General features: G+C 57.4%; 26 protein-coding genes. 19 read left to right on the top strand and 7 right to left on the bottom strand.

Annotation, left to right across the window (positions count from 1 at the left end; genetic code table 11):
• Nucleotides 1-38 precede the first annotated feature (38 nt).
• Nucleotides 39-725 carry a hypothetical protein gene (locus tag A6M21_RS09795; RefSeq protein ID WP_066668248.1) on the top strand — a complete coding sequence of 229 codons (687 nt, stop codon included), beginning with the start codon at nt 39-41 and terminating at the stop codon, nt 723-725.
• Nucleotides 726-742: 17 nt separating this feature from the next.
• On the opposite strand, the gene A6M21_RS09790 is transcribed toward A6M21_RS09795, so the two are convergent.
• The gene (locus A6M21_RS09790; RefSeq protein ID WP_066668246.1) at nt 743-1168 is read right to left on the bottom strand and encodes a hypothetical protein; all 426 of its coding nucleotides are present in this window, start codon (nt 1166-1168) and stop codon (nt 743-745) included.
• A 173-nt stretch (nt 1169-1341) separates the two neighbouring features.
• On the opposite strand from A6M21_RS09790, the gene A6M21_RS09785 reads away from it, so the two are divergent.
• From A6M21_RS09785 to A6M21_RS09775, 3 genes are all read left to right on the top strand, one after another.
• On the top strand, nt 1342-1953 hold the full coding sequence (locus tag A6M21_RS09785) for a ferritin family protein (protein WP_066668244.1): 612 nt from the start codon (nt 1342-1344) through the stop codon (nt 1951-1953).
• Nucleotides 1954-2132: 179 nt separating this feature from the next.
• Nucleotides 2133-2921, top strand: coding sequence for a sporulation protein (locus tag A6M21_RS09780; RefSeq protein ID WP_066668242.1), 789 nt, complete (start codon nt 2133-2135; stop codon nt 2919-2921).
• Nucleotides 2922-2999: 78 nt separating this feature from the next.
• Nucleotides 3000-3224 carry a histidine kinase gene (locus A6M21_RS09775; RefSeq protein WP_066668240.1) on the top strand — a complete coding sequence of 75 codons (225 nt, stop codon included), beginning with the start codon at nt 3000-3002 and terminating at the stop codon, nt 3222-3224.
• 104 nt (nt 3225-3328) lie between these two features.
• Here A6M21_RS09775 and A6M21_RS18415 read toward each other — a convergent pair whose 3' ends face one another.
• The gene (locus A6M21_RS18415) at nt 3329-3649 is read right to left on the bottom strand and encodes an alpha/beta-type small acid-soluble spore protein (protein ID WP_066668237.1); all 321 of its coding nucleotides are present in this window, start codon (nt 3647-3649) and stop codon (nt 3329-3331) included.
• 243 nt (nt 3650-3892) lie between these two features.
• On the opposite strand from A6M21_RS18415, the gene guaB reads away from it, so the two are divergent.
• The gene (guaB, locus tag A6M21_RS09765; RefSeq protein WP_066668235.1) at nt 3893-5350 is read left to right on the top strand and encodes an IMP dehydrogenase; all 1458 of its coding nucleotides are present in this window, start codon (nt 3893-3895) and stop codon (nt 5348-5350) included.
• A 56-nt stretch (nt 5351-5406) separates the two neighbouring features.
• On the opposite strand, the gene A6M21_RS09760 is transcribed toward guaB, so the two are convergent.
• The gene (locus tag A6M21_RS09760) at nt 5407-6051 is read right to left on the bottom strand and encodes a GNAT family N-acetyltransferase (RefSeq protein ID WP_066668233.1); all 645 of its coding nucleotides are present in this window, start codon (nt 6049-6051) and stop codon (nt 5407-5409) included.
• A gap of 330 nt (nt 6052-6381) precedes the next feature.
• On the opposite strand from A6M21_RS09760, the gene A6M21_RS09755 reads away from it, so the two are divergent.
• The 3 genes from A6M21_RS09755 to A6M21_RS09745 all read left to right on the top strand — a co-directional run bounded on the left by A6M21_RS09755 (nt 6382) and on the right by A6M21_RS09745 (nt 10285).
• Entirely contained in the window at nt 6382-7797 is a 1416-nt protein-coding gene (locus A6M21_RS09755; protein WP_345788094.1) for a phage-shock protein, read from the top strand.
• Between the two features lie 170 nt (nt 7798-7967).
• A complete protein-coding gene (locus tag A6M21_RS09750) occupies nt 7968-8651 on the top strand; it encodes a response regulator transcription factor (protein ID WP_066668396.1) in 684 nt (227 codons plus the stop codon).
• Nucleotides 8648-10285 (top strand): sensor histidine kinase, encoded by a 1638-nt coding sequence (locus A6M21_RS09745; RefSeq protein WP_066668231.1) that lies wholly within the window; start codon nt 8648-8650, stop codon nt 10283-10285. The genes A6M21_RS09750 and A6M21_RS09745 overlap by 4 nt, the downstream gene beginning before the upstream one ends.
• On the opposite strand, the gene A6M21_RS09740 is transcribed toward A6M21_RS09745, so the two are convergent.
• Together A6M21_RS09740 and grrA are read right to left on the bottom strand one after the other, a co-directional pair.
• A complete protein-coding gene (locus A6M21_RS09740) occupies nt 10275-11261 on the bottom strand; it encodes a putative PEP-binding protein (RefSeq protein ID WP_066668229.1) in 987 nt (328 codons plus the stop codon). The two genes, A6M21_RS09745 and A6M21_RS09740, sit on opposite strands and share 11 nt — an antisense overlap.
• A 286-nt stretch (nt 11262-11547) precedes the next feature.
• The gene (gene grrA / locus A6M21_RS09735) at nt 11548-11958 is read right to left on the bottom strand and encodes a GrrA/OscA1 family cyclophane-containing rSAM-modified RiPP (RefSeq protein WP_066668227.1); all 411 of its coding nucleotides are present in this window, start codon (nt 11956-11958) and stop codon (nt 11548-11550) included.
• Nucleotides 11959-12224: 266 nt separating this feature from the next.
• Here grrA and A6M21_RS09730 point away from each other — a divergent pair, with 266 nt between their 5' ends.
• From A6M21_RS09730 to A6M21_RS09685, 10 genes are all read left to right on the top strand, one after another.
• On the top strand, nt 12225-12809 hold the full coding sequence (locus A6M21_RS09730; protein ID WP_151191885.1) for a DUF6305 family protein: 585 nt from the start codon (nt 12225-12227) through the stop codon (nt 12807-12809).
• Nucleotides 12772-14181 (top strand): sensor histidine kinase, encoded by a 1410-nt coding sequence (locus A6M21_RS09725; RefSeq protein ID WP_066668223.1) that lies wholly within the window; start codon nt 12772-12774, stop codon nt 14179-14181. The genes A6M21_RS09730 and A6M21_RS09725 overlap by 38 nt, the downstream gene beginning before the upstream one ends.
• Nucleotides 14156-14791 (top strand): response regulator, encoded by a 636-nt coding sequence (locus tag A6M21_RS09720; RefSeq protein ID WP_242868813.1) that lies wholly within the window; start codon nt 14156-14158, stop codon nt 14789-14791. Before A6M21_RS09725 ends, A6M21_RS09720 begins: the two co-directional genes overlap by 26 nt.
• A gap of 175 nt (nt 14792-14966) precedes the next feature.
• On the top strand, nt 14967-15986 hold the full coding sequence (locus A6M21_RS09715) for an ABC transporter ATP-binding protein (protein ID WP_066668219.1): 1020 nt from the start codon (nt 14967-14969) through the stop codon (nt 15984-15986).
• Complete coding sequence (locus A6M21_RS09710) at nt 15967-16929, top strand: ABC transporter ATP-binding protein (RefSeq protein WP_151191892.1); 963 nt, start codon at nt 15967-15969, stop codon at nt 16927-16929. The genes A6M21_RS09715 and A6M21_RS09710 overlap by 20 nt, the downstream gene beginning before the upstream one ends.
• 43 nt (nt 16930-16972) lie before the next feature.
• Nucleotides 16973-18577: an ABC transporter substrate-binding protein gene (locus A6M21_RS09705; protein WP_066668392.1), complete on the top strand. Its 1605-nt coding sequence runs from the start codon at nt 16973-16975 to the stop codon at nt 18575-18577.
• Nucleotides 18578-18870: 293 nt separating this feature from the next.
• Nucleotides 18871-19875, top strand: a complete 1005-nt coding sequence (locus tag A6M21_RS09700) for an ABC transporter permease (RefSeq protein WP_066668217.1) — start codon at nt 18871-18873, stop codon at nt 19873-19875.
• 10 nt (nt 19876-19885) lie between these two features.
• Nucleotides 19886-20782, top strand: a complete 897-nt coding sequence (gene nikC, locus A6M21_RS09695; protein WP_078060550.1) for a nickel transporter permease — start codon at nt 19886-19888, stop codon at nt 20780-20782.
• Between the two features lie 323 nt (nt 20783-21105).
• On the top strand, nt 21106-22698 hold the full coding sequence (locus A6M21_RS09690; RefSeq protein ID WP_066668215.1) for an ASKHA domain-containing protein: 1593 nt from the start codon (nt 21106-21108) through the stop codon (nt 22696-22698).
• 168 nt (nt 22699-22866) lie between these two features.
• A complete protein-coding gene (locus A6M21_RS09685) occupies nt 22867-23448 on the top strand; it encodes a ferritin-like domain-containing protein (protein WP_066668213.1) in 582 nt (193 codons plus the stop codon).
• A gap of 242 nt (nt 23449-23690) precedes the next feature.
• Here the strand turns inward: A6M21_RS09685 and A6M21_RS09680 are convergent, their stop codons facing one another.
• Entirely contained in the window at nt 23691-24038 is a 348-nt protein-coding gene (locus A6M21_RS09680; RefSeq protein WP_066668211.1) for a pyridoxamine 5'-phosphate oxidase family protein, read from the bottom strand.
• Between the two features lie 161 nt (nt 24039-24199).
• Nucleotides 24200-24811 carry a Crp/Fnr family transcriptional regulator gene (locus tag A6M21_RS09675; RefSeq protein WP_242868812.1) on the bottom strand — a complete coding sequence of 204 codons (612 nt, stop codon included), beginning with the start codon at nt 24809-24811 and terminating at the stop codon, nt 24200-24202.
• A 340-nt stretch (nt 24812-25151) separates the two neighbouring features.
• On the opposite strand from A6M21_RS09675, the gene A6M21_RS09670 reads away from it, so the two are divergent.
• Nucleotides 25152-26327: an aminotransferase class V-fold PLP-dependent enzyme gene (locus tag A6M21_RS09670; RefSeq protein WP_066668209.1), complete on the top strand. Its 1176-nt coding sequence runs from the start codon at nt 25152-25154 to the stop codon at nt 26325-26327.
• Nucleotides 26328-26387: the final 60 nt, after the last annotated feature.

Below are 26387 nucleotides of genomic sequence, written 5' to 3'. Positions count from 1 at the left end.
ACTGTCCGTAGTGTATTTTGACTTTGGAGGTGGCCAAAATGCAATATGGAAATATAGAACAAAATTTAAAACATCAGCTTCTTGGCCATGCCCTGGCGTTAAGTTTACAAAAAGCCGTCTTTAATCATGCAGTTATTGAGGCGGCGGTATGCACACTGGTGGAAGAATGCCAGCAGGAAGCAGTCCGGGTGATTGATGCCTGCTTCAGCAATAAAAAAGCAGAGGTACCGTCCCTCTGCCGGAAGATGGTGGCACAAGAAATCAACCCCGATCAGGCGCTTGCACAGTTATGGAACGAAAATCATTTCGCGGTACTGAAAGAGTTTTTACAAAAGAAGCTGTCCGAAAAATTTTCCGTGCCAAGCTTGATGAGCCGGACCGGTTTTAACGTATTGGAAGCAGATGTCTTGATGGATCTAAAACTGCTCGTAACCGGTTTGGAACAAGAAGCCGTGTTTGACCACCTCGGCCGGTGGTGTTTTGATCAGTTGCTGAGTTCCCATTTGCCGCCGGCATTGCACCGGATATTCAAGCGCAAGGGCGATGCATTGTGGCAGCATGTCAGCGCTCCCTGCCGGCGGGAGGATTTGCTGCCGGTGTTACAAAGACAACTGGAAGGATGGCTGGAAAACATCCGATTGCGGTTGATCGCCCGGTTCCGCCGTGAAGTGGCTGAACACATTTTTTGCGTTTTCGACCACTCTGTTCCGGCTGCGGCCGGTTAATCCCCCGCCGGATTTATTTACTCATCCTCTCCCGGGTTCCGGTGGCCGGCACCTTCACCGTGTCCGTCTGATTCCGGCGAATGATTTTCCAATCCGGACAACTCGTTTTTTGCCTCGGCCACTAGGGTGCCCACCCCTTCCCGGATTTCCTCCACCGCCTTGGCCACACCGAGGCCGGCCCCGTGCAGAAGCCCCTGCTTGTCGCCGGAAACCTGCCGTTCCTGCTTCACTTCCTCAACCAACCGGGACCACTCCCCCCGGGCTTTTGAAGACGCCTCCCGCGCCTCCTCGGAAATGGCCAGCGCCCCCTTGATCAGACCGACCGCCATGCCCCGCAGACCTTTACGCACCGCGGGAGTAGTCACTGCACCCACGGCCAGTCCGGTAGCCAGCAGGCCGAGAGGGGAAAGTTCCTCTAAAAAGCCCAACCGCAGCCACTTCATTTTACCTCACCTCCTCTTGATAAAACTGAACATATTATAGACCCCGGTGCCGGTCCTTATACAGGAAATTTTTTTACCGGCGCGACGGTTGTAAAAAATTACGCGCATGACAGAATCTGTATAAATGTTTCGCTTTCGGGGCTATAATAGGTGCAGATGAATGGGGGGGTTTCATGTACCGTTCCAGACGCTACAGAAACATGGACGAGGGCATGCTGGATCTTTGGAAAGAACAGGTGATCAACGAACTGGAAGCTTACCGGGACTGGGGCCGGAATGATCACTCACGGCGTTGGGGGCTGCCCCGGCGGCGTCGCAATGTTCTTGACTATCAACAGGCTTCCCGTCGCCTACAGGATGATCTGCGCCGGGAAATTGCCGCCCTGCGGGCGGTGGAACAGCGGGCCGGCCGGGTGCGTGATCCGCAGGTGAGAGAATTGCTGCGGGATATCCTGGATGAGGCGCAGGCCAGGGGTATGGACATGGAGGAACTGGCCCGGGCCTATCCCCGTTCCGGGGCCGGGTTTTGGCCTGGAAACGGTATCAATCTGATCAACATCCTGGTAGTTTTGCTGGCAGCCTCCCTGTTGCTGCCGGGGGTGCGTAAAAACCTGCGCCCGGTGGCGAAAAAGGTGGTCGCCGGGGCGGTGGGTTTATCGGAGCAGTTTAACACCCTGCTGACGACAGTCAAGGAGGAAATGGAGGACATTTTTGCCGAGGCGCAGTTCGGCCGTCTGACCGGGGCGCTGAACAGCCCCGCCGGTGAACAGGCGGATAAAAAATAACCTGAAAGGATGCACCTTTCAGGTTTTCATATGAGGAGGCAGACCAGATATCATGATATTATGTTAACGCACTTTGCAATCCGCCAGCAATTTGAAATATATGCCAGTTAAGAGAAGGAAACCGGCAGCCGGAAGTCGAAGAAAAAGTATTATTTATACCAGTTTGGGGGTGTCCGGTGATGAATCTGCTGGACCGGATAAAAACCGGCAACTGGTCGGGTTTAACTCTGGATTTGCAACTGGAGCGGCTGGAATATGTCCAGGGAGATGAAATAGCCGGCGCGGCATTGGTGCGGGGCGACCGTGCGGACCACCGGCCGGGGCGGGTCTTTCTGGATTTAATCGTGGAAAGTTACGCCGGGGCGGAAGGGGAAAAGGGCCGGCACCGGCAGCGCGAAGTGCTGGAAAAGTGGTTGCTGACGGAGGCCCGGGCCATGCCGGGGGGCGCTTCCAATTTTCCTTTCCGGCGCCCGCTGCCTGTGAATATACCGGTCACACACGAACACTGCACCTGCATTTTGCAGGCCCGGGTGGAGGTAAGCCTTTCACCTGATGCAACGGCAACCAGAAAAATAAAAATCCTGCCTTCACCGGCCATCAGCGTCGTGCAGGAAACAATGGCCTGGCAGCTGGGATTTATCGGGAGCGGGGTGTCCAATTCCGGCGGGCGGCAGGTTTTTCACTTTGTCCCGGGGCCCGGGACGCCGGTGGAATATAAAGATATCGAACAGATCGAAATGTTGTTTACGAACCAGGAGAAAAGTTTGCTCGTCCAGATGAAGGCAAGGGTCGATTTGCTGCTCTGGCTGAATTCAGATAATTATTTCACGCTGGAACTTGCCCACCGGGATATCTTTCCGTCCGGCGGCGCGGTAAATCACAAGTTGATCAGTGAACAAATATCCTGCCGTTTACGGGAATCACTGGTGCCCGCCGCCCGGAGCGGTTCAAAAGACATCTGCCGGTAGCAACCTGTTCCCGGGGCGTAATAAAGACCGCCCGGATGGATAAACTAACTCCGGATAAAACGATGGGGGGTTTTTGGGGTGGAAGAATTTATCCGTTCCCGGGTGCCCTGGAGTACCGAACCGAGCTTGAAAACAAAGACTGATGAAGTGGGAATCGGCTTTGACGTTTTTATCGAAGGCTTGAAAAACAACCGTACCGATGCTGAAATGGCCGCTGAATTCGGCGTCACGGAAAAATTGATTGCCCATTTGCGGGATCATTTCATGCGTTTTGGAGTCGGTTCGATCATGGGCCAGGATTAATTGATTATTTTCCGCCGGCAATGCCTCTCTTACCGTGCAGCGGCTTTTCAGGAGCGGTATTTACAAAACCGGGGTGGTTTTATGCAAACCACCCCGCGCGGGATTCAGCGGACCATATTTTGCTCGGCGAAGCGGATCATGTGGCGGACCATGTTGCCGCCGATTTTGCCGCCGATGCGCCCGCCCACGGCACCGCAGGCGCGGGAACTGAGGTTGCCCCAGTAGCCGTTTTCGATTCCGGGCGTCAGGCCGAGCTCGTTGGCAATCTCATATTTCATCCTGCCGGTAATCTGATTCCAGTTTTGCGGGGTGGCTTTTTGCGCTCCTACGTGCAACGGATAGCCAAGTTCGTCCGCGATCTCATATTTGAAAACATTCAAGCGGGAGCCGGCCGCCGGTATCAGCAAGTCTTTTTTATTCGGCAAGCGGCAACACCTCCTGTAAGCTTATTATTTCCCCCGGGTTGCGATTTATACCGGCAGAAAAAATATGAGTCGGCATATTATTGCAAGAAGAAATTTGCTCATTTGTTTTGCCGGTTGCCCGGGTGGTTAAATAACTGGAACTGGCCGGTATTCCTTCAGCACTGTCAAAAGTTATCTTTTCTTGAATTCCGCAAGGACAAAGGTTATAATAAACGAATAGCCAAGCGTAGGGAGGGATAGATCCTGTTTCCGGAAAGGTTTGCCAAGGTAGGACTGACCTTTGACGACGTATTGCTGATTCCGGCCAGATCAGATGTTTTACCCCGTGATGTGGATACATCCACCTATTTGACGCGCGAGATCAAGTTGAACATTCCGGTGATGAGTGCCGGTATGGATACGGTAACGGAATCCCGGACGGCCATCGCGATCGCCAGAGAGGGCGGCATTGGTGTGATCCACAAAAACATGCCCATTGAACGCCAGGCGCTGGAAGTGGACCGGGTCAAGCGTTCAGAGCATGGTGTCATTGCCGACCCCATTTACCTGTCGCCCGAGAGTCCGATCAGTGAAGCGCTGCTGCTGATGGAGCGCTATCGTATTTCCGGCGTGCCGATTACTGAAAACGGCAAGCTGGTCGGTATTTTAACCAACCGGGACTTGCGTTTTGAAAAGGACTTCAGCCAGCAGGTGGCTAATGTGATGACCAGGGACAACCTGGTTACCGCGCCGGTAGGCACCACCTTGGATCAGGCCAAGGAAATACTGCAGCGGCACAAGGTGGAGAAGCTGCCCATTGTGGATGAGGAGTTCAACCTGTGTGGTTTGATCACGATCAAAGATATTGAAAAAGCGCGCCAGTATCCCAGTTCGGCCAAGGACAAGCGCGGCCGCCTGCTGGTGGCGGCGGCGGTGGGGGTGAGCGCGGACACCACCGAGCGCACCGAAGCCCTGGTCCGGGCCGGAGTGGACGCCATCGTGGTGGATACCGCCCACGGTCATACCAAAGGAGTGCTGGAGACGGTGGCCCGGATCAAGCGGAAGTATCCGGAAGTGGCGTTAATCGCCGGCAATGTAGGTACGGCCGAAGGTACGCGGGATCTGATCAAAGCCGGCGCCGACGCGGTGAAAGTGGGCATCGGCCCCGGATCCATCTGCACCACCCGGGTGGTGGCCGGCGCCGGCGTGCCGCAAATCACGGCTATTTACGAATGCGCCCGGGAGGCGGCAAAATACAATGTACCGGTGATCGGGGACGGGGGCATCAAGTATTCCGGCGATATCACCAAAGCCATCGCAGCCGGGGCCGACGTGGTCATGCTGGGCAGCCTGCTGGCCGGTACGGAGGAAAGCCCCGGCGATATTGAGATGTATCAGGGCCGCAGTTACAAGGTTTACCGGGGGATGGGCTCTCTCGGGGCGATGAAGGAAGGCAGCCGTGATCGTTATTTCCAGGAGGATCAGAAAAAACTGGTACCCGAAGGGGTGGAGGGACGGGTTCCTTACAAAGGGTCCCTGGCTGACACCGTTTACCAGCTGATCGGCGGGCTGCGCTCGGGTATGGGCTACTGCGGCGCGGCCAATATCCAGGAATTAAAGACCAAAACCTTCTTTATGCGTATTACACCGGCCGGCCTGCGTGAAAGCCATCCCCACGATGTGGTAATCACCAAGGAAGCGCCGAACTACAGCTTGAAATAAGGGGCGCATTAAAAATGCGCCCTTGCATTACCTCCTGAAAACAGGGGGTTTTTGTTTTAGTGGCATTGCGGAAAGGTTCCCTGCGCCATAAAAAGCATTTGTTTGAACAAATCCACATCCGCCGGGGACACCTTGCTTCCGTAGCGGGCCATGAGCACGTTGGCCATGTGTTCCGTGATGTCCGGATCATCGGTCTGTACTTTTTTCAACCCGGCGGAGCCGAACAGCCGGGTGAGCATCTTCTGGTACTGCCAGATATCCAGGGCTGTGTTTTTTAAGTCCCAGTGCCAGCAAAATTCAATGGCAATGACTATATATTCCTCCATCACCGGATTGGCAAAGGCCACCTGTAACAACTGCCGGGCCAGTTTGAATTCACGCCAGTCCGGACTGACTTCAATGGCCCCCAGCTCAAGCACCCGCGGGTGCTTGCTCCAGCGGCTGTACTTTTCGGGAAAGTGAAAGGTGACGTAACCGGCCACCAGTTTTTCCACCCGGGCGATGAAAACCATGCCTTCCGGCAGGGCGGCAATTTCCTGCAGGGCAACTTTTTGCCTTTCGGGCAGGCGAAAATTCTTCAAGCCCGGATCGAGTGTCAGCGGTTCCAGATCGTCTTTGCCCACCGGGCCTTCCAGAAAAACGGTGCCGGCCGGTGTATAAATCGTGTGGTTGTCCTGCATTTCACAACAGGTGGCGCTCATCAGATCACCTCGGACGGGTTTTTCCGGTCATGCACGGGGTGATTTTTTCAGCCGGGGTTATTAACCATTATAGCTTACCTGTCCGTCACCTGACAATGGGCCGCTCATAAATTTTCCTTTTACCGCCGCCCGCGCCGCAGGCGGTGCCCTCTTGCGCGCCAAGGGCGGTGAGCCGCCGCTGCTCGGAGATGTCGTTCCGGCGGATGAAAAACCGGGTTGAAGGGGAAATGTGGAGGAAAATAGTGGAAAATTATTTTTCCGTCAGGCAGGTATATGAAGGTAAATATGGAATATGTATGTCTGATCGGGACATTTTAGAAGGAAGGTGAAGTGACTTTGGAGGGCAAGCTGCATTCACTGACCGATGTGTTGAAAAAAACGTTATTCTTTTTTGAAGCTTTGACGGTGGCCGAACTGACCCCTTATGTACACCGGAAAATGCTTCGTGACTATACCCTGCCCCAGGTAGAGGAAAAAGTAACCCAGTGCCTGCGCCAGCACGCCTGCTTTTATGTGGATAACAACAACGGCTGGCACCTGGACCTGGAGGGGCAACGGGAAAACGACGGCTTTTATTCCCTGCTGCTCAAGCGCCAGCAGCCTTTAAGCCTGAAGGAGGTGGTCAAAACCGGGGCGATCAAGAGCAAAAACAAGAAGATACGGCGCCTGTTCACGGATGAGGCGGCGCTGATCGCGGACGGCCGCTTCATTCAGCTTAACAATGGCCACTGGGGTCTGACCGAGTGGGAAGTGGAGGCCGGCCAATTCGCCCTCAAGCATCTGGTGATTAAAGCGCTGAAACTGCATCCAGGCGGGTTGCTGCTGCCGCAGCTTTACGAGGTGGTCAACGCCTGGCGTCCCACCAGTATGCCGGCGGTGGAAGGCGTCTTACGTAAATTCCCGTTTTTTGAGCTGCTGGGCGGCGGAGTCTGGTCATATAATCCGTCCATTCAGGCTGCCTATGAAGGGTTGATCAAACGCTACCTGGGTTCTCTGAACCGGCAGAAACAGCGCTGGCGGCGGGACCGCGAGCGCTGGCGCAAAAGGGTGACCCTGTTGGAAAACCAGTTGCAGGAGGCCGGCGCCGCCCACCGGGAGGCGGCGGCGGCTCTGGCCCAGCGGGCGGAGGAGATCAACCGTCATGAATACCTGGTCACCCAGATGGCCGAAAAGGAACTGTTGCTCTCATTGCGCAAAAAGGAAATTTTCCGCTACCGGGAGCATATCAACAAGTTGGAGGCCAAAGCCAACAGTATACTGCATCAGTGCCGGCTGTGGGTGCAGCGTGCCCGGGACGCTGAAAAGGAAATCCATCAGTTGCAGCAAAACAATGCCAAAAACCAGGCCAGCCTGGAATCGTTGTTCAGCAAGTTGCAGCAATATAAGGAAAGGGAGCGGGAGAACAAGGGGCGCCTGGCCGACCTCAAAGATCGTCATGCCACCAGGGTGGCCGAACTGCAGACCGAGATCGTGGAATTGCGCCAGAAGCTGGAGCGCGTTCAGGAGACGGCCCGGCAGGAGGAGCGCCGTTTACGTGAAGAAATCAATTTATTGACCAATGATCTCAAGGAATCACTGGAAAAGGGGGACGAGGGACATCGTTCCCGTCAGTTGCTCCAGCAGGAACTGACTCATTGCCAGGAGGAATACCGGCGCCTGAAAATGCATCTCAGAAATCCCCTGGTCCGTATGGCCGTCCGCCTTTGTTCCTGGTTCGGCGGCTATCACGGCCGGCAGGCGGTGTAAAAACACCCGTGCCGCCTGCCGCGCCGTGCACGAAAAGGCGCCGGGCGGGGGTGGAATTAACCAGTCCGGGCACCACTGCGGTGGTGCTTTTTTTTGCCTTCCGGTCGGGAAGACGTCTGGTGCAAAAAATGTTTCGATATGATATATTGTTGCCTGGGGGAGTGACGGCAATGCCCAATATTCTGGTTGTTGATGACGAGCAGAAAATCAGGGAATTAATCCGCATCTACCTGGAACCGGAGGGCTTTCAGGTTACGGAGGCGGAAAACGGCCGGCAGGCGCTGGATATATTGAGCCGGGAAAATTTCGACCTGGTGATTCTTGATTTAATGATGCCGGATGTTGACGGCTGGGCGGTCTGCCGGGAGGTGCGCAAAAACTCAAGCGTGCCGATAATCATGCTCACCGCCCGGGGTGATGAAATCGACCGGGTGCTCGGCCTGGAACTGGGTGCGGATGATTATATGGTCAAGCCTTTCAGTCCGCGCGAGATGGTGGCCCGGGTCAAAGCGGTGCTGCGCCGTACGTTGCCTGAAGAACCGAAGAAAGGCAGGCTGCAGTTCGACGGCTTGAGCATCGATCCGTCGTCCCGGCAGGTGACTGTGCTCGGACGGCCGGTATCCCTGACCCCGAAGGAGTATGACCTGCTTTATTTTCTCGCCCAGTCCCCGGGCCGGGTATATACCCGTGAGCAGTTGCTGGAAAATGTGTGGGGATACGATTTCTTCGGCGAGGTGCGTACGGTGGACACTCATGTGACCAGGTTGCGGGAAAAACTGGCCCGCGTCAAGGGGGCACCCCAATATGTAAGCACCGTGTGGGGCGTGGGATATAAATTTGAGGTGAGTAAATGAAATTACGCGGAATCGTGGCCAAACTCTGGCTGGCCATGCTTTTGCTGGTAGTGGTGGTGCTCGGTCTTTCGGCGCTGATCCAGTCCGGCGCTCTGGAGAACATCTATTACGAGCAGCAGGCCACCCGCCTGCTTGATGAGGGCGAGCGGCTGGCCGGGGTGATCGGCAGCGAACAGGATCCCTCCCTGGCCGCCCAGCAGGTCGGCCTGCTGGCCAGTCTGATGAACGCCAGTGTGATGGTGGTGGATACCCGGGGGCTGATCGAACACTGGCAGGCCATGGGCATGATGGGCATGATACACCAGCCCGGTCCGTCCGGTCCGGGTGCCGGGCAGGGCTTCCGGGGGGCGGGGAAGGGAAGCCCCGGCCGGCAAAACCCCGCGGTTCCACCGGGCTGGAGAGGCACCGGCGGTTCCGGACAGGGGCGGACCGGCGCCGTTTCCGGTTCCGGCTTCACAGACCGGGGCAACCCGGACGGCTGTTCCATCCCGGTGAGCCGCGGTATTGTCGAGGTGATGCCGTTCAGCCAGCAGGAAATGCTCCAGGTACTGCAGGGCAAAAGCGTGGTGCACCAGGAGCATAACCAGTACTTCAATACCGATGTGCTGGTGGCCGGGATACCCATCCGGCAGGACAACCGGGTTACCGGCGCCCTGTTCATCCATGCGCCGCTGGCTCCCCTGGCGGCCAATCTGAAGGCGCTGCAGCAGGCCAGCCTTTGGGCGCTGATTTTGGGCGCGCTGGCCGCCACCCTGTTGAGTTTGCTCGTTTCCCGCACTTTGAGCGGGCCGCTGGTGCAGATGAACCGGGCGGCGCGGGCCATGGCGGCCGGCGATTTTTCCCGCCGCGTCCCGGTGCGCTCCCGGGACGAAATCGGCGATCTGGCCGAATCATTAAACACTCTTTCCGGCGAGTTACAGGAAAAAATTGATGCCCTGCACCGGCTGGACGCCACCAGACGGGAATTTGTAGCCAACGTTTCCCACGAGCTGCGCACGCCGCTGACCATTGTGCAGGGTTACACCGAAGCGGTCATTGACGGTCTGGCCCGGGATGAAAACCAGCGGCAGCAATATTTGCAAAACATCCTGGAAGAAACCCTGCGCCTGCGCCGGCTGGTGGATGATCTGCTGGATTTGCGGCGCATGGAGGCCGGCAAGGTGATCATAAAAAGCGAACCGGTCAGCCCCAGTGAACTGGTGCGCCGGGTGGGAGAAAAGTTTGCCGGTTTAGCGGCCGGAAAACAGGTGGCGCTGGAAACCACCGCGCCGGAAAACCTGCCGCCGGTATACGGGGACGCCGACCGGCTGGCCCAGGTGCTGATCAACCTGGTGGATAACGCCCTGCGGGTAACCCCGTCCGGCGGGCGGGTTGAAGTGGCCGCCCGGCTGGAAAACGGACGGGTGATCATGTCCGTGCGTGATACCGGTCCGGGAATTCCGGCCGATGAATTGCCCCTGATCTGGGAGCGGTTTTACAAGGCCGATCGTTCCCGCCAGCGCTCCGCCGGCAGCGGCCTGGGCCTGGCCATCGCCAGGCAGATTATTGAACTGCACGGCGGCACCATAAAAGTGGAGAGCGAACCCGGCAGGGGGACCGCCTTTATGTTCGCTCTGAACACCGTTAGCGCATGAGCCGCGCCAGCGCTTCCCCGGCGTAGTTTTTCACTCCGGCGGCGGTGGGAAAGGACATGGCCTTGGCCCCGATCAGCCTGGCCTCGGGCAGGGTCAGCCGTTCCACCACCCGGCGGACGGCCGGAATTTTTTCTGCCGGCATGATCAATTCGTCCAGGCCCATAGCCAGAAAAAGGGGTACCGCCGCCGGTTCGCCGGCGGCCGGCGCACTCAGGGCCGCTTTTTTACGCCGGCGGTGGGCGGTTTCCAGCAGCAGCCGGGCCTGGTAGAGCAATGCCGGATGAAAGGAGCAGTCTATGGCGCGGCGGACCGGGTGATCTTCCGGCAGGACCAGGGAGTGCCAGAGCAGGTTTTCGCCCAGACAGATGAAGTTCAGTTCGTGGGCGAATAATTCCAGCATGGCGGTTACGGCGGGTATTTCCACCAGCATGCCGGCCGCCGGCTGGGGCGGACGAAAACCTTCCGCCGCCAGTTCTTCCCGGGCCAGGTTCAACCAGGCCCGGTACTGCTTCAACTCCTCCACCTGCCGGAGCGGCGGGAAAAGAATATGGAAACGGCCGCCGGCGCCGGCTTCGAGTATTGCCCGCAGCTGCCGCAACAGCCGGCGGGGCGGCGCGGCCGCGGGATCCGGCGGCCGGCCGGGGGGATGCCCTTCAAAACCTGTTCCCGGCGGAGGACCGGACCGGCATGCGCACCCTCCGGTTGTTTCACGGCCGGGATAAAACTGCGCCGCGTCCGTGCGGACGGTTACCGGCCTGCCCGCCGCCGCCCGGGCCGCCTGTTGAAAAACCGCCCGGTAGTCTTCTTCCGGCGGCGTGTGGTCCGGCCGGTTTCCGGATAAGCCGGCATCCCACAGTGCGAGGCCGTCCGCGCCCAGTTCCACGGCCCCGGCGGCCTCCTCCGGATGGTTGATCAGCGCCGTCAGCCGCACCGGATGTCCGTCGGCGGTCAAAGTAATATGTTCTTCCGTTTTCAAAGGCTTCACTCCACTAACTAATCCAAATCCAGATTATTATATCACAAACAGGTGCGGAAGGCCGGTTTTTTAACTGCGGACCGGCAGTGCGATGCGCGCTGCCGGTCCGCTTGCCGAAAAGCACCGGTCATGTTTCGTTTCCGGACCGGTACTGGTCACCCCTCCGGTACGGTCGCCATAAAGGCCCGTTTTTTTTGCATTTGGATACCGCTGTACGGACATGAAAAACCAGGCGGTTGGCGCCGCCTGGCGAAAGGTGGAGCGGGAGCGGCTTGGGGGGTTGCCCCTAGTTGCCGCTGGATGTATTGGGAGCGGGGGCGGACGGGGCCCGGTTGTTCCAGCAGCCTCCCATCATGCCGCCGGGACCCCAACCGCCGCGGCCGTTGCCGTAACCGCGCATGCCGTAGCCGCCGCAAAAACCGGGGCCGTAGCCGGCCTGTCCGGGATTTTGCTGCAGATACTGCACCCGGGACTGGATGTTCGCCTTGATTTGCTGTCCCTGTTCGGGTGTCAGTTGGCCGAACTGCACCATTTTATCCACCATTTGACTGCGCAGGTTGAGCATTTGCTGCTGCAGTGAATTGATTTGTTTGGCTTGATCCGGGGTCAGGCTTTGGGAAACGGTGGCGGCCAGTGCGGGCACGGCCAAAGCCAGGACCAGCACCACAACCAGAACAGCGATCAATTTTTTCTTCATTGGATTCACCTCCTTGCTGGAATTTTTTACTGCCGACTATATTATAACCGACATTTGTCACAAAATCATTGGCAATTTGTTACGGCTTTGTTACAGGATATTTTTCCCGGCCCAATTTCCCCGTTAAAAGGCAGGAAATAGGTGTACCACGCAGAAATTTAGACCAGGATTGCAGCCGCTTGGAGCCGTGCCGGTTAAAAAAGGCGTGCATCGTCTTTTAAACCGGAGGCGGCGGGAAAATAATGTCCGGGAAAGGGCGGTCCGGAATGCGCCCGTGGAAATACATTCTCCTGGCCGTAGCCCTGCTGCTGGCGATTAACGCGCTGACCGGCCGCCGGCATCAAAACACCTATACTTATCCCAACCTGCCCGCCCCCATTGCCAGAGAGCCGGTGCTGGTCACCACCGCCGGCCTGGGAGCGGAAGGGTTGATTGTGGCTAAAATGTGCGAACAACTCAATCTGGACTATGATTACCATTACCAGGGCACCCCGGCCGATCTGGCGGACAAGGAGAGTCTGATTCTGGTGCTCGGTGTGAGCCCGGCCGGGATCAGCAGCATTTATACCACTGCGGATGATGAAAAGAACCGGGTGTTGAATCTGGTTGATTATGCGGCGGACCGGCACATACCAATTATTGTGGTGCACCCGGGCGGCATGGACCGGCGGGGCGGGTTGAACGACCAGTTGATCAACGCAGTCGTGCCCCTGGCAAGTTATGTCCTGGTGGCCGGGGACGGCGATCAGGACGGCCTGTTTACCAGGCTCACCCGTGCCCGGAATATACCCCTGACGGAGGTGGCGGGGATTAATGAACTTGAAGTTCCCCTCAATTCCGCCTTCCGTTGACCGTTTCCGTCCCTACCTGCTGTCTGCGCCGGTTATCCTGCTGCTTGTCTCACCCCCGTGGTTGAATCACGCGCTGCAGCCGCAGTTCAACCTGGTGGAGGATCTGGTGGAAAAAAGCATACTGTCCGGGGACAGCGGGCGGTTAATCTGGGCGGCGGCTATTTTTGTCTTTTTGCGTACACTGGTGATCATGCCCTGCTTCTGGAGCGCTTTCGTGCTCGGCATGACCCTGCCGCTGCCGGAAAAACCGTCCTGGCTGCGGGAAGCAGTCCTGCCGGCGGCTGCGGCCGGGGTTGTTTATGTGCTTGCCGGTGCCCATTCCGGTGCGCCCTGGAACTACCTGGCGCCTATGTTCGTATTGGCCATTGGACTGATCTTCCTGCCCGGTCTGTTGCGTCATAACATTTTCCTGCCCACGCTGGTACTGCTGCAGCTTTGCCTGGCCTTTTTCTGGCTGGATCTGGCGCCGGCACTTTCCGCCCCGGGTTTCGGGCGCGGCGATCTGCCCGATGCCATGCGTATGGCGGGGATCTTTTTGCAGGACAAACAGGTGCTGAATATGGTGTCCATTTCCCTGTTTCTGTCGTTTTTTATTTCCGCGGCCGCCGTGGCCGGGCTGACGGCTTTGAACATCAACCGCATGGCGGTGCTCCGGGAAACGGAGCGCCGGGAAATGGAAATGGAGCGCCTGCGCATGCAGGCCGCCGAGGCACAGGTGCAAAAAGAAATGCTTTCCCTGGTGCATGATTTGAAGACGCCCCTGATGACCATTCAGGGACTCAACTCCCTGGTGGCCATGAAAGTGGCAGATGTCAAAATTCATGAATATACGCACCGGATCACGCAAGGGGTGGACCGGTTGAACGATATGATTTCAGAAATGCTTTACGATGAAATGCGTAAAGATGTTACTGTCGACCAGTTGATTGATTACGTCCGCGCTCATGTAGCGGTCCGGATCACCACCCGGGGGAAGATTAAATTTGATATCGCCCCGGATTTGCCCCCCCTGCGGATCAACTTCATCCGGGTGGTCCGGGCGCTGATCAACCTGATCGAAAATGCCATTGCGGCCATCAATGCCAAAGACGGCGGCGTGATTCAGATCCGCGCCGGCCGGGACGCCGCCGGCGGTGTGGTACTGGTGGTGGCCGACAACGGCGCGGGCATTGATCCGGATGAACTGGAGCACGTTTGGGAATACGGATTTAGCGGCAGCGGCCGTTCGTCCGGACTGGGCCTGGATTTTGTGCGCCGGGTGGTGGAAAACAATGGCGGCCGCATTGAACTGATCGGCGCACCGGACCGGGGAACCGTGGTGACGATAATTTTTCCGGGGGTGAAAGATGATGACCAGGATTCTGGTCATTGATGATGATGCCGATATCCGGTACACGATCGGGGAGATCTGTGCCTTTGCCGGCTGGCAGGCTGTAACTGCGGCCAACGGCCGGGAGGGGGTGCGCATTTTCCGCCGGGAGCAGCCGGACCTGGTGATTGTCGATTACCACATGCCGGTGATGGACGGTCTGGCCACGCTGGAACAGATCCGCCGCCTGGATCCGCTGGTGCCCCTGGTCGTGTTGACGGTGGACGAGCAGCAGGCCGTGGCGGACATGCTGATGGCGGCGGGGGCCACCGATTTTGCCTTGAAACCAATCAAGGCGCCGGATCTGATCTGCCGTTTGAAAGTAAATTTAAAAATCGGCGCCCTGCAAAAAAAAGTGCCGGCGGAAGACGTCTTTATCGCCAAAGGAATCAGCAACACCACAATGCAGGTGATTATCGACTTTTTGACTCAACAACAGGAAGCGCTGTCCATTGAACAGATTACCGGCGGTGTGGGCCTGGCCTATCAAACTGTACACCGTTATCTGGCCTATATGGAAAATGCCGGTCTGGTGACGGTGGAATGCAACTACGGCCGGGTGGGCAGGCCGCGCAACTTCTACCGTTTGGCGCCGGGCGGCAAACAAACTTGATGGAAAGGCCCGGGGGCGGTTGTAAAAACCGTCCCTTTTGAATCCGGGGCTATGCGGCAGGGCGCTGATTATTTATGCATATTTCAAGAGAAATATGAGATAAAATTGAGCCCGGCTCTTTTCTGTGAGAAAATAAATCAAAATTCAGTTTTTGGTCTGATGCGGGGAGAGGGGTATGACGGAAACCTTACTGCAGGTGCGGGGATTAAAAGTAAACTTCAATACATCCGCCGGTACACTGTACGCCGTGAACGGGGTGGATTTGAACCTGCGCCGGGGGCAGACCCTGGGCGTGGTGGGGGAGTCCGGTTCCGGCAAATCGGTGACCGCCCTGGCCGTCATGGGCTTGCTGCCAAAAAATACCGCCCGGGTGGCCGGCGGTGAAATTTTATTCCACGGCCGGGATTTGTTGCGTGCGGGGGAAGAGGAGATGCGCCGCCTGCGCGGCAATGAAATCTCCATGATCTTTCAGGACCCGATGACCTCCCTGAATCCCGTTTACACCATTGGCGACCAGGTGGCCGAAGCAGTTTTGCGGCACCGGCGGGTGGATAAAAAACAGGCGCTGACCAGGGCCGTGGAGATGTTGAAACTGGTGGGCATCCCGGAAGCGGAGCAAAGGTTGCGGGATTACCCGCACCAGTTCAGCGGCGGCATGCGCCAGCGGGTGATGATCGCCATGGCCCTGGCCTGCAACCCGCAGTTACTCATCGCCGACGAGCCGACCACCGCACTGGACGTGACCATTCAGGCACAGATTCTGGATTTGATGCGCCAACTGCGGGACGAGCTGCATACTTCCATTATCATGATCACCCATGACCTGGGCGTGGTGGCCGAACTTTGCGATCAGGTGCTGGTTATGTATGCCGGACGGCCGGTGGAATATGCCGGCGTGCAGGCCGTTTTTGCCTCGCCTGCGCATCCATACACCCGGGGCTTGCTGGCTTCCCTGCCCCGGCTGGATGACGATTCCGGACGGCGGCTGGAGCAAATCGAGGGGGCGCCGCCCAGCCTGCTGGCCGATCCGGCCGGATGCGCTTTTGCCCCCCGCTGCCGCGACGCGCGGGAGGAATGCCGGCAGGCCCGGCCGTCCCGCCGGGAGGTGGCCCCCGGGCACCTGGTGGCCTGTCACCGGGCCGGAGCGGAAGAGGGGGGGTTTGCTGGTGGACGAAATGCTGCTCAAAGTCAATAATTTGCGAAAGTATTTTCCGGTCTACGGCCGCAGCGTGTTGCCACGGCCGGTGGGGGCGGTTAAAGCGGTGGACGGTGTTTCCTTTGCCGTGCGCCGGGGTGAAACCCTGGGTCTGGTGGGGGAGAGCGGGTGCGGCAAATCCACCACCGGACGGTCCATTTTACGCCTGATCGAACCCACGGACGGGGAAATCATTTTTGCCGGGCGGGATATTCGCAAACTGCCCCGGCGCCAGATGCGCGCCCTGCGCCGGGAAATGCAGATTATCTTTCAAGATCCGTACGCCTCTTTGAATCCGCGCCTGTCCGTGCGGGAAATCATCGCCGAGCCGCTGCGCATTCACGGTCTGGCCGGCGGCCCGGAACTGGGCAAGCGGGTGCGCCGGCTGATGGAACTGGTCGGCCTGTCGGTGGAACAGGAGAACCGTTATCCGCACCAGTTCAGCGGCGGTCAGCGCCAGCGCATCGGCATCGCCCGGGCGCTGGCGGTCAATCCGCGCTTGATCATCTGCGACGAGCCGGTTTCTGCGCTGGACGTTTCCATTCAGGCGCAGGTAATCAACCTGCTGGAGGATTTACAAAAGGAATTCAGCCTGACTTATATTTTCATCGCCCATGATCTGGGCGTGGTCAAACACATCAGTGATCGCGTGGCGGTAATGTACCTGGGCCGGATCGTCGAGCTGGCCGCTTCCCGGGAACTCTACCGTGCCCCCCGGCATCCCTACACCAAAGCGCTGCTTTCGGCCATCCCGGTGCCGCAGCCCGGCCGCAAAAGGGAGCGGATCATCCTGCCCGGTGATGTGCCCAGCCCACTCTCCCCCCCCGGCGGGTGCAGCTTTCATCCCCGCTGTCCCTGGGCCGGGCCGGATTGCAGTCTGAAGACGCCGGAGCTGATGGATGACGGGAACGGCCATCTGGTGGCCTGCCATCTGGTACATTAGCCGTCCCTTGCAGATCAAGAAAAAGAAGGAGGAGGAAAAGTATATGCGCAAGTACAAAGCGGTGGCTTTGCTTGCCGCACTGGTGCTGGTCCTGGGCGTGGTGCTGTCCGGGTGCGGCGGTCAGGGGCAGCAGGCGGCCAAAGAAGGCGGCAAGACGTTTGTGTTTGCCCGCAGCGGCGACGCCGTGGGCCTGGATCCGGCTAACGTCACGGACGGCGAATCTCTTTATGTGACCCACCAGATTTTTGAGACGCTCTTAAATTACAAACCAGCCGACACCGAACTGGTGCCCGGACTGGCCACCAGTTGGGAAAACTCCAAGGACGGCAAGGAATGGACGCTCACCCTGCGCAAGGGGGTCAAGTTCCAGGACGGAACACCCTTCAATGCCCAGGCGGTTAAATTCAACTTCGACCGCTGGCGTTTGCAGAACAATCCCTACCATGTGGGCGGCAACTTCGAGTATTACACCTCCATGTTCGGCGGCTTTCCGGGTGTGATCAAGGACGTCCAGGTGGTCAACGACAACACGGTGAAATTTATACTGACCCGGCCGCTGGCGCCCTTCCTGGCCGATCTGGCCATGCCCACCTTCGGCATCGCCAGTCCGGCGGCCGTGCAGAAGTATGGCAAGGATTTCTTCAAGAACCCGGTGGGTACCGGCCCCTTCACCTTTGTCAGCTGGGAAAAGGACCAGAAAATTATCCTGAAACGCAATGACAGTTACTGGGGCCCCAAACCGGCGCTGTCAGAAATAGTCTTCCGCACCATTCCAGACAACTCCGCCCGTTTGATGGAATTGAAGTCCGGAACCATTGACGCCATGATCGGCCTGAATCCGGACGATTACAAGACGGTGAAGAACGATCCCAATTTGCAGGTGCTGTTGCGGCCGAGTATGAATCTCGGCTACCTGGCCATCAACGACCAGAAAAAACCGTTCAACGATCCGAAGGTACGCCAGGCCATCGCCTGCGCCATTGACAAAAAGGCGCTGATTGACGCTTTTTACGCCGGGCTGGGCAAACCGGCCAAGAACCCGCTGCCGCCTTCGATTTGGGGCTATAACGACAAGATTCAGGACTATCCCTACGACCCGGCCAAAGCCAAGGAACTGCTGGCCGAAGCCGGTTTCCCGAATGGCTTCACCACCACTTTGTGGGCGATGCCCGTGGCCCGTCCCTATATGCCGCAGCCCAAGGAAATCGCCCAGGCCATTCAGACCGACCTGGCCAAAGTGGGCATTAAGACCAATATTGTTACCTATGACTGGGCCACTTATATCGCCAAAGGTGAAAATGGCGAACACGACCTGTACCTGTTCGGCTGGACGGGGGACAACGGCGACCCGGACAACTTCCTCTATGTATTGCTGGGCAAGGACAACACGGTCAAGGGGGCGGCCAGCAACGTCTGCTTCTACCAGAACGAAGAGGTGAACAACCTGCTCAAGCAGGCGCAGTCGGTGAGCGATCAGTCCAAACGGGCCGCGCTCTACGAACAGGCGCAGGAGATCATCCATCAGGACGAACCGATGGTGCCCCTGGTGCATTCCATGGAAGTGGTGGTGGCCAAGAAATCGGTGAAAAACCTGATTCCGCATCCCACCGGCACGGAAAGTTTCGCCAACGTGGATATCCAGCAGTAGCGGTGTTTTGAAAAAAGGCGTCCGGCGGTCCATGCTTCACGGATGTGACCAAATGGCGGCACGGGTATGCTTTGTATCAGGCCGCAACCGGTTCGGGCGTCACCCGGGTCGCCGGTCGCCGGATATGGATGGAGTATCTGCAGCCGCGCAAACCGGCGATCATGAAAACAGGTGCGGCTGCAGAGCTTCTGTTTCCTTAAAATGGCCGTCCGGACGTCAAGGACGAAAATATCCGGGCCGGGCGCCGGTGTCCGCTGTGAACGGCAGGTCCGGCGCGGGGAGGATTACCTGTTATGACCAACTACATCATCAAACGGCTGTTGCTTTTAATCCCGGTGCTGCTGGGCGTGTCCTTTCTGGCCTTCATCCTCATTCACCTCATCCCGGGGGATCCGGCCCAGGTGATGCTCGGGGAGCGGGCCACCCCCCAGGCTCTGGCCCAACTGCGCCAGAGCCTGGGCTTGAACGACCCCCTGTATGTGCAGTACCTGCGTTTTCTGGGCCATATCCTGCAGGGCAATTTCGGCCGCTCGATCATGACCCAGAACCCGGTGCTGGACGACTTGGCCAGTCATTTCCCGGCCACGCTGGAACTGACCATTGCCGCTATGTTCATCGCCGTAGTGTTTGGCATCTCCGCCGGTACCATTGCCGCAGTCAAACAGTATTCGATTTTTGACAATGTGAGCATGGTGGGGGCGCTGGTCGGGGTGTCCATGCCCATCTTCTGGCTGGGCCTGCTGCTGATCTGGATTTTCGCCCAGGTGCTGGGCTGGCTGCCGCCGTCGTCACGCCTGAGCGTGGCCACCAGCCTGCACAGCATTACCAATCTGAACGTGCTGGACGCTTTGCTGACCGGCAATTTTCCCGCCCTGGTGGACGCCCTGAAGCACCTGGTGCTGCCCAGCCTGGCCCTGGCCACCATCCCTTTGTCCATCATCGCCCGCATGACCCGGTCGAGCATGCTGGAAGTGATGAACCAGGATTATATCCGCACCGCCCGGGCCAAGGGCCTGACGGAAAACGTGGTCATTTTCAAGCATGCCCTGAAGAACGCCTTTTTGCCGGTGCTCACAGTGATGGGACTGCAGTTCGGTACACTGCTGGGGGGGGCGGTGATGACCGAAACCATCTTCTCCTGGCCGGGGATCGGCCGCATGCTGTATATCGCCATCATGGCGCGTGATTTCCCGGTGGTGCAGGGGGGCATCCTGTTCATCGCCCTGCTCTTTGTGTTGATTAACCTGCTGGTGGATATACTTTACAAGTTTTTTGATCCCAAAATCCGTTACAACTAGGGTGAATAAAATGCTGGCTTCTGAAACTGCGGCTCCGGCCGCCCGGACAATCATGCCGGCACGGCAGTACGGCCTGTGGTACGATGCCTGGCGCCGCTTGAGACAAAATAAAATCGCCATTGCCGGCGCGGTCATTGTGCTGGCGCTGATCCTGGCGGCCCTGCTGGCCCCCGTGCTGGCCCCCCACAACCCGCTGTCCGGAAACATCATCGACCGCCTGCAGGCGCCTTCGGCCGCCCACTGGTTTGGTACCGACTCCCAGGGCCGGGATGTCTTGAGCCGGATCATCTATGGCAGCCGCATTTCCATCCAGGTGGGGGTGATTTCCGTGGGCATCGCCCTGCTCATCGGCACTTTGATCGGAGCGGCGGGCGGTTATTACGGCGGCTGGGTGGACAACGTGCTCATGCGGGTGGTGGACATCATGCTGGCCTTTCCCAGTATTCTTTTGGCCATCGCCATCACCGCCATGCTCGGGCCGGAGTTGAAAAACGCCATGATCGCCATCGGGGTGGTGAATATTCCTTTCTATGCCCGCATTGTACGCTCCACGGTGCTGTCGGTGAAGGAAACCGAATATGTGGAAGCGGCCCGGGCCATCGGCGGCAACGACCTGCGCATCATCTTCCGGCACGTGCTGCCCAACTGCATGGCGCCGGTTATCGTGCAGACCACCATGGGCATCGGCACGGCCATCCTGGATGCGGCCGGCTTGAGCTTCCTCGGTCTGGGCGCCCAGCCGCCCACCCCGGAGTGGGGGGCCATGCTGTCCGACGGCCGCTCGGTGATGCAGCAGGCGCCCTGGATGATGTTTTATCCCGGCCTGGCCATCATGCTGGTGGTGCTGGGCTTCAACCTGCTCGGCGACGGCCTGCGCGACGCGCTGGACCCGCGTTTGAAGCAGTAGGAAAGCGGACTGTCTTACCGGGCACAACAACTGTTTTGATGCCTGTCAATGACTACCGGTCTTTATTTATAAAGATGCGGTAGTTATATTTTTATTAATAACCGGCTTTGAAAACCCGCTTCCTTACGGGATGGATCGAGCGGGACATCATCTGCGTGGCGTAAAAAGTATGTTTCCAGACATTTTGCGCTTGTGATCCAGAACGGCATCAACCGTGTTTTCGCTTTTCCTAAAGATTTAATCTTTAACATAAGAAAGCTTTATCGCTCCCCCCGGCCGGATGTGTTATAATTCTGAAAGATAGTCAAAACGGGGTGCTGAACATGGGAGAGGGAAAAGCGGTAATTCTGACCGGACGGACGGGCGGCGGCGAAGAGGTCGAACTGGATCCGATCACGAATAAGATATATCTTGAACTGAACGAGCCGGCTCCGGGGAACAACCAGGCCGATGTGGACCGTTTGCTGGAAGGGCTGCGGGAACCGGCGGGGACGGTGATTGTGCCGCTGGAATTGATGCGTATGGTGTCCGGCGTGCTGCGGGAGGGCAACTGGCGGGTCACGGCCACAGTCGGCGCGCAGGCGCCCGGGGTATGGAGCCTGGTGGATTTGGAAGCGGGCGATACCACAGGCGCTCATTACGGCCTGGCCGTGGATATCGGCACCACCACCGTGGTCGTCTACCTGGTGGACACGCGCACGGGTCGGATCATGGGTACGGCGGCGGATTATAACGGACAGGTGGCCCTGGGCGACGATATCCTGACCCGCATTTACCTGGCCGGTACGCCGGAAGGTCTGGCGCAGATGCAAAGGGCCGTTGTGGATACATTAAACAGCCTGATTGAAAGGCTGACAGTGGAACATAAACTGGCCGGACGGCAGATCAGCGCCGCAGTGATCGGCGCCAACAGCACCATGGTGCACCTGTTCCTGGGCCTGGATCCTTCGCGTATCTGCATGGCCCCCTACATCCCGGTGGTGAACAATCCGGGCATCATACCGGCCGGCCAACCGGGGCTGCGCATCAACCCGCTGGCCCCGGTCTACTGCTTGCCCTCGGTGGGCAGTTATGTGGGCGGGGATATCATTGCCGGCGTACTGGCCAGCGGTCTGCACCGCTCGCCAGAACTGTCCCTGTTTGTGGACATCGGCACCAACGGGGAAATCATCATGGGCAACCGGGACTGGCTGGTGGGCTGTGCCGGGGCGGCCGGTCCGGCCCTGGAGGGCGGCGTGGCCCAAAGCGGCATGCGCGCCGAACCGGGGGCGGTGGACAGTGTGCGGATCAAGCCGGGCACCGGCCGGGTGCGCTACACCACCATCGGCAATGCGCCGCCGGCCGGGATCTGCGGCTCCGGACTGATTGACTGTCTGGCCGAACTGTTCCTGGCCGGGATCATCGACCGGGCCGGGCATTTCAAAGACGGCCGGACGGAATTCGTGGTCGTGCCGGCGGCGGAATCGGCCACCGGCAAAGATATCGTAATCACTCAGGTGGACATCAACAACCTCATGCGCACCAAGGGGGCGGTGAACGCCGCATTGGAATACCTGTTGGAAAGCGTGGGCTGCGATTACACGGAGATCAACCGTTTTTACGCCGCCGGCGCCTTCGGCCAGTACCTGCATCTGGAGTCGGCGATCGCCATCGGCCTGTACCCCGACCTGCCCCGCGACAAGATGGTGCGTCTGGGCAACGCCTCCGGGGAAGGCGCCCGGCTGGTGCTGCTTGCCAATGAAAAGCGCCGCGAAGCCGAAGCGATCGCCCGCAACATCACCTACTTCGAACTGAACGCCAGCGAAGTCTTCATGAACAAATTTGTAGGCAGCAAGTTTCTGCCCCACACCAACCTGGACTATTACCCCACCGTGAAGGCTAAAATGATGGCGCGGGGGTTGATTGAAAAAGAGTAAATAAAGCCGGTGCCGGTGAGCTTCGATTTCTCCGGTTGAAGGCTTCCGTTTCGTTAAAACATCTTGATTCAACATTGTCAGGTGCGGGTATTTTCTCTTTTATAGACATATTTGGATGCCTCCATTAAATAAATATAAAGAAACAAGCTTAGTGGAGGTATTTAAAAAATGGATACCAATCTACCGGCACAGGAATGTGTCACCCCCGCTTTATATAAATGCGCCTATCCGGCGCCGTATCCGGAAGTTCGTGTCGTTGCCCAAAACCCTTATTACGCCCAATTATTATTAGAAGATTACGCCGGCACGGTAAGTGAATTTTCGGCAATATCCCAGTATCTTTACCATCATTTTGTACTTGAGCGTCATTACAAGGATGCAGCCGATTTATTGTCATGCATTTCACTGGTTGAAATGCATCACATGGAATTGCTGGCAAAAACAATTATCAAGCTTGGCGCGGATCCCCGTTTAAGAACAGTAAATAACGCCCACATGGATAAATATTGGAATGCATCATTTGTTTTCTATGGGGTTTCACTTTGTGACCGCATTTCCTCGGATATTGCCAGTGAATGGGCGGCCATAGAGAACTACCGGAAGCACCAGCAGTTGATAGATGATCCGGGCATCAAACAATTATTGGGCAGAATCATTTTAGATGAACTGCACCATATTGATCTATTCAAGCAAGTAATGCAGAAATATTGCCGGTCACAACTGCCCAGGCAGGCTCCGGTTAAGGTGTAAGATCAGCATGGTTGTGTCAGGAACCGGTGGGGGCGGCAGCTTTGAAATGCGGCCGCCGGGATAGATGGATCGGCCGAGCACAGGAGTAAACGGATGTAAGTACCTGCGGACAAATAAATGGGCTCACGGCATGGTTAGCCGGGGGAAGAGGGGGACGGACAACTGCCCGCTTACTTTAAGCAGGCCGGGATGCAGTTGGCGCCGCAGTATTCTGCGGCGCCAATTCACTGGAAGAACCATCACTATAACAATATATCCGCTTTTTCGACTTTGAACAGCACCTCGTTATCTTCCGCGACGGCCCTGCCGCTCAAGCGGTAACCGTGCGCCTCTTCGCGGCTTTTCACGGAAGCTGCCACTACCTGCATTACGCCTGTTTCGGAGAGGTTCCGGCGGGTTTTAACCATTTTGTATACGCCGAAAACCAGCGCATCATCATCCCGGATTTCTTTTGCCTTACCAACTACAATCAAGTGGGGCTGACCGTCTTTTGACATGGTGTTCAGCGCCAGGAAGGGCGATTCAGAAATGACTTTCTTGATTTCCGGGGTCAAAATCCCCGCACAATTCATTGCACAATCACAGCCCATTTTTTCACCTCCCTTTGAGTTGGCCTGTTATAAGTTTAATATTTCAAGGGTGGTGAGGCTGTAAAAGATTTAACATTTGCTAAAATTTTTGTTACGGTCTGAAAATGGATTTTTGTTTCCTGGAATGATGCCTATAAGCGGCAGGTGCTTTATCAATAAATTTAAAAACAGCGGTGTTTTAACACATAATATCTTTCTTCCCGGTAGAGGTAGTTGTTTGCGGCCAGCTCTTTCAGCGCCTGGGCCACCATGACCCGGGACGCCCCCACCATGGAGGCCATTTCCTGCTGCGTCAGGTGAAACTTGATCCGGGTGCCTTCCGGGCAGGCTTCACCGTGTTCCCTGGCCAGCCGCATGAGCAGGCTCAGCACTTTCTCCCGGGTGGTCAGTGTATTCAATTCGGCTACCTGATCCCATACGGCATAAAGGCGGCTCCCCAGACTGGCGATAACTTGCCAGGCCAGGTCCGGAGTTCGTTTAATCACTTCTTCCATGTGCGCGCGGTTGATACTGCAAACTTTGGTTTCCTCCAGGGCCACGGCGCTTGCCGGATGGCATTTTTTTTGAAACAGTGCGGCCTCACCGATGACCTCGCCCGGAGTAAGAATTTGTAAAATTACCTCCTGCCCTTCCACGGTAACCCGGACCATTTTAAAGCTTCCCTCCTTCACCAGGTAAACGGTATCAACTTCATCTCCCTGGTGAAAGAGAATTTCGCCCCGCTGCAGCTTACGTTTGGTGGCAATCTCGCAAACAGGTCTAAAACATGCCAACTCAACGCCGCTAAAAAGGGGTATGTCTTTAAGACAAATACAGTGCATGTTTTCCATAATTTCCCCGCCAATCATCCATACTTAATATTGTCCGTTCCCGGAGGAGTTTAACTAACATAATCTTTTTTTCGACTATATCATAAATCCCCCCTGCTGATTGTCAACTTTTTTACAGACAAAATTCCATATACGACAGTGCTTTCGGTAAGCAAACCGGTAGCCTGAATCACGCGTCTTTACCGCTTTTTCCCCGGGAATAAATTCGGGCCGGTTTGCATACCCGGGCGGTTAAAGCGGCATAAATTAAAGGAAGGTGATCTTACGGCGGGGGGAATGACAAATGGTTTATCTTGACAACGCAGCCACTTCCTGGCCCAAACCGCCGGAGGTGTTGGCCGCCATGGAGCGCTGCCTGCGTGAGGTGGGGGCCAATCCGGGGCGGGCCGGGCATAAAATGGCCATTGCCGCCAACCGGTTGGTGGACGAAACCAGAAAAGAACTGGCCTCCTTATTCAATATCGGCAACCCCGATCGAATTGTCTTCGGTTTAAATGCTACCGAAGCGCTGAACCTGGCTTTAAAGGGATTGCTCGGGCCCGGTGATCACGTGGTTACCAGCTCCATGGAGCACAATTCGGTGACCAGGCCGCTCAATACCCTGCGGGGCGCGGGGGTCAAGGTGACCAAAGTGGCCTGCGACCACACCGGCGCCATCCGGGTGGCGGATGTGGCCGCCGCCGTCCGGCGCAATACCAGGGCGATTGTGCTCACCCACGCTTCCAATGTGACCGGAACTGTGATGCCTGTGGCTGAAATCGGCCGCCTGGCCCGTGACAGGGACCTGGTTTTCATCGTGGACGCCGCCCAGACGGCGGGAGTGTTGGATATTGATGTGACAAACATGCATATTCACCTGCTGGCCTTTCCCGGGCACAAGGGGCTCTACGGACCGCCGGGCACCGGCGGGCTGTATGTGGCCGAAGGGGTGGAACTGAATCCTTTAAAAGAGGGGGGTACCGGCAGCCATTCGGATCTGCCCGGGCAACCGGAGATCCTGCCCGAACGGTATGAAAGCGGAACTTTAAACACGGCCGGGTTGGCCGGACTGGGGGAGGGCGTCAAATTCATCTGCCGGGAGGGAATCGAAAAAATCCGCCGGCACGAGCAGGAACTGACCCGGCAGTTTTTGGAGGGTGTAAAAAGTATCAAGGATATCCGTGTCTACGGCCCCTGTGATGCTTCCCGTCAGGCGCCGGTGGTTTCCTTTGCCGTCGGCGAACGCCCGGCGGGTGATATCGGCGCCATCCTCGACCAAAATTACAATATTGCCTGCCGGGCCGGATTGCACTGCGCCCCGGACGCCCACCGCACATTGGGTACGTTTGAGCAAAAGCTGGTCCGGTTCAGTTTTTCCCGGTTCAACCAGCCTGGCGAAGTGGAATACGCCCTGTACTGTTTGCGCGAAATTGTGGAAAAAAACATCCCCGCTCCCGCAGGCGGTGGTTGCGGCTGTTAAAAGCGCCCTGCCGGCCCAAATGAACAGGGCCGGGCTTTTGCCCGGCCTTTTGCCGTGTTT

The organism is Desulfotomaculum copahuensis (assembly GCF_001655685.1).
Classification (GTDB): domain Bacteria; phylum Bacillota; class Desulfotomaculia; order Desulfotomaculales; family Desulfovirgulaceae; genus Desulfotomaculum_G; species Desulfotomaculum_G copahuensis.
The sequence above is the reverse complement of the archived record's forward strand: the minus strand, read 5'-3'. Positions and strand labels throughout refer to the sequence as shown.

Coding starts and splice junctions, on each gene's coding strand:
- A6M21_RS09710 (WP_151191892.1), top strand. CDS start 15,967: ATGCTGCTCAAAGTCAATAATTTGCGAAAGTATTTTCCGGTCTACGGC.
- grrA (WP_066668227.1), bottom strand. CDS start 11,958: ATGAAGAAAAAATTGATCGCTGTTCTGGTTGTGGTGCTGGTCCTGGCT.
- A6M21_RS09690 (WP_066668215.1), top strand. CDS start 21,106: ATGGGAGAGGGAAAAGCGGTAATTCTGACCGGACGGACGGGCGGCGGC.
- A6M21_RS09720 (WP_242868813.1), top strand. CDS start 14,156: ATGATGACCAGGATTCTGGTCATTGATGATGATGCCGATATCCGGTAC.
- A6M21_RS09750 (WP_066668396.1), top strand. CDS start 7,968: ATGCCCAATATTCTGGTTGTTGATGACGAGCAGAAAATCAGGGAATTA.
- A6M21_RS09730 (WP_151191885.1), top strand. CDS start 12,225: ATGCGCCCGTGGAAATACATTCTCCTGGCCGTAGCCCTGCTGCTGGCG.
- A6M21_RS09725 (WP_066668223.1), top strand. CDS start 12,772: ATGAACTTGAAGTTCCCCTCAATTCCGCCTTCCGTTGACCGTTTCCGT.
- nikC (WP_078060550.1), top strand. CDS start 19,886: ATGCTGGCTTCTGAAACTGCGGCTCCGGCCGCCCGGACAATCATGCCG.
- A6M21_RS09790 (WP_066668246.1), bottom strand. CDS start 1,168: ATGAAGTGGCTGCGGTTGGGCTTTTTAGAGGAACTTTCCCCTCTCGGC.
- A6M21_RS09700 (WP_066668217.1), top strand. CDS start 18,871: ATGACCAACTACATCATCAAACGGCTGTTGCTTTTAATCCCGGTGCTG.
- A6M21_RS09745 (WP_066668231.1), top strand. CDS start 8,648: ATGAAATTACGCGGAATCGTGGCCAAACTCTGGCTGGCCATGCTTTTG.
- A6M21_RS09685 (WP_066668213.1), top strand. CDS start 22,867: ATGGATACCAATCTACCGGCACAGGAATGTGTCACCCCCGCTTTATAT.
- A6M21_RS09680 (WP_066668211.1), bottom strand. CDS start 24,038: ATGGGCTGTGATTGTGCAATGAATTGTGCGGGGATTTTGACCCCGGAA.
- A6M21_RS09760 (WP_066668233.1), bottom strand. CDS start 6,051: ATGAGCGCCACCTGTTGTGAAATGCAGGACAACCACACGATTTATACA.
- A6M21_RS09715 (WP_066668219.1), top strand. CDS start 14,967: ATGACGGAAACCTTACTGCAGGTGCGGGGATTAAAAGTAAACTTCAAT.
- A6M21_RS09670 (WP_066668209.1), top strand. CDS start 25,152: ATGGTTTATCTTGACAACGCAGCCACTTCCTGGCCCAAACCGCCGGAG.
- A6M21_RS09795 (WP_066668248.1), top strand. CDS start 39: ATGCAATATGGAAATATAGAACAAAATTTAAAACATCAGCTTCTTGGC.
- A6M21_RS09705 (WP_066668392.1), top strand. CDS start 16,973: ATGCGCAAGTACAAAGCGGTGGCTTTGCTTGCCGCACTGGTGCTGGTC.
- A6M21_RS09780 (WP_066668242.1), top strand. CDS start 2,133: ATGAATCTGCTGGACCGGATAAAAACCGGCAACTGGTCGGGTTTAACT.
- A6M21_RS09785 (WP_066668244.1), top strand. CDS start 1,342: ATGTACCGTTCCAGACGCTACAGAAACATGGACGAGGGCATGCTGGAT.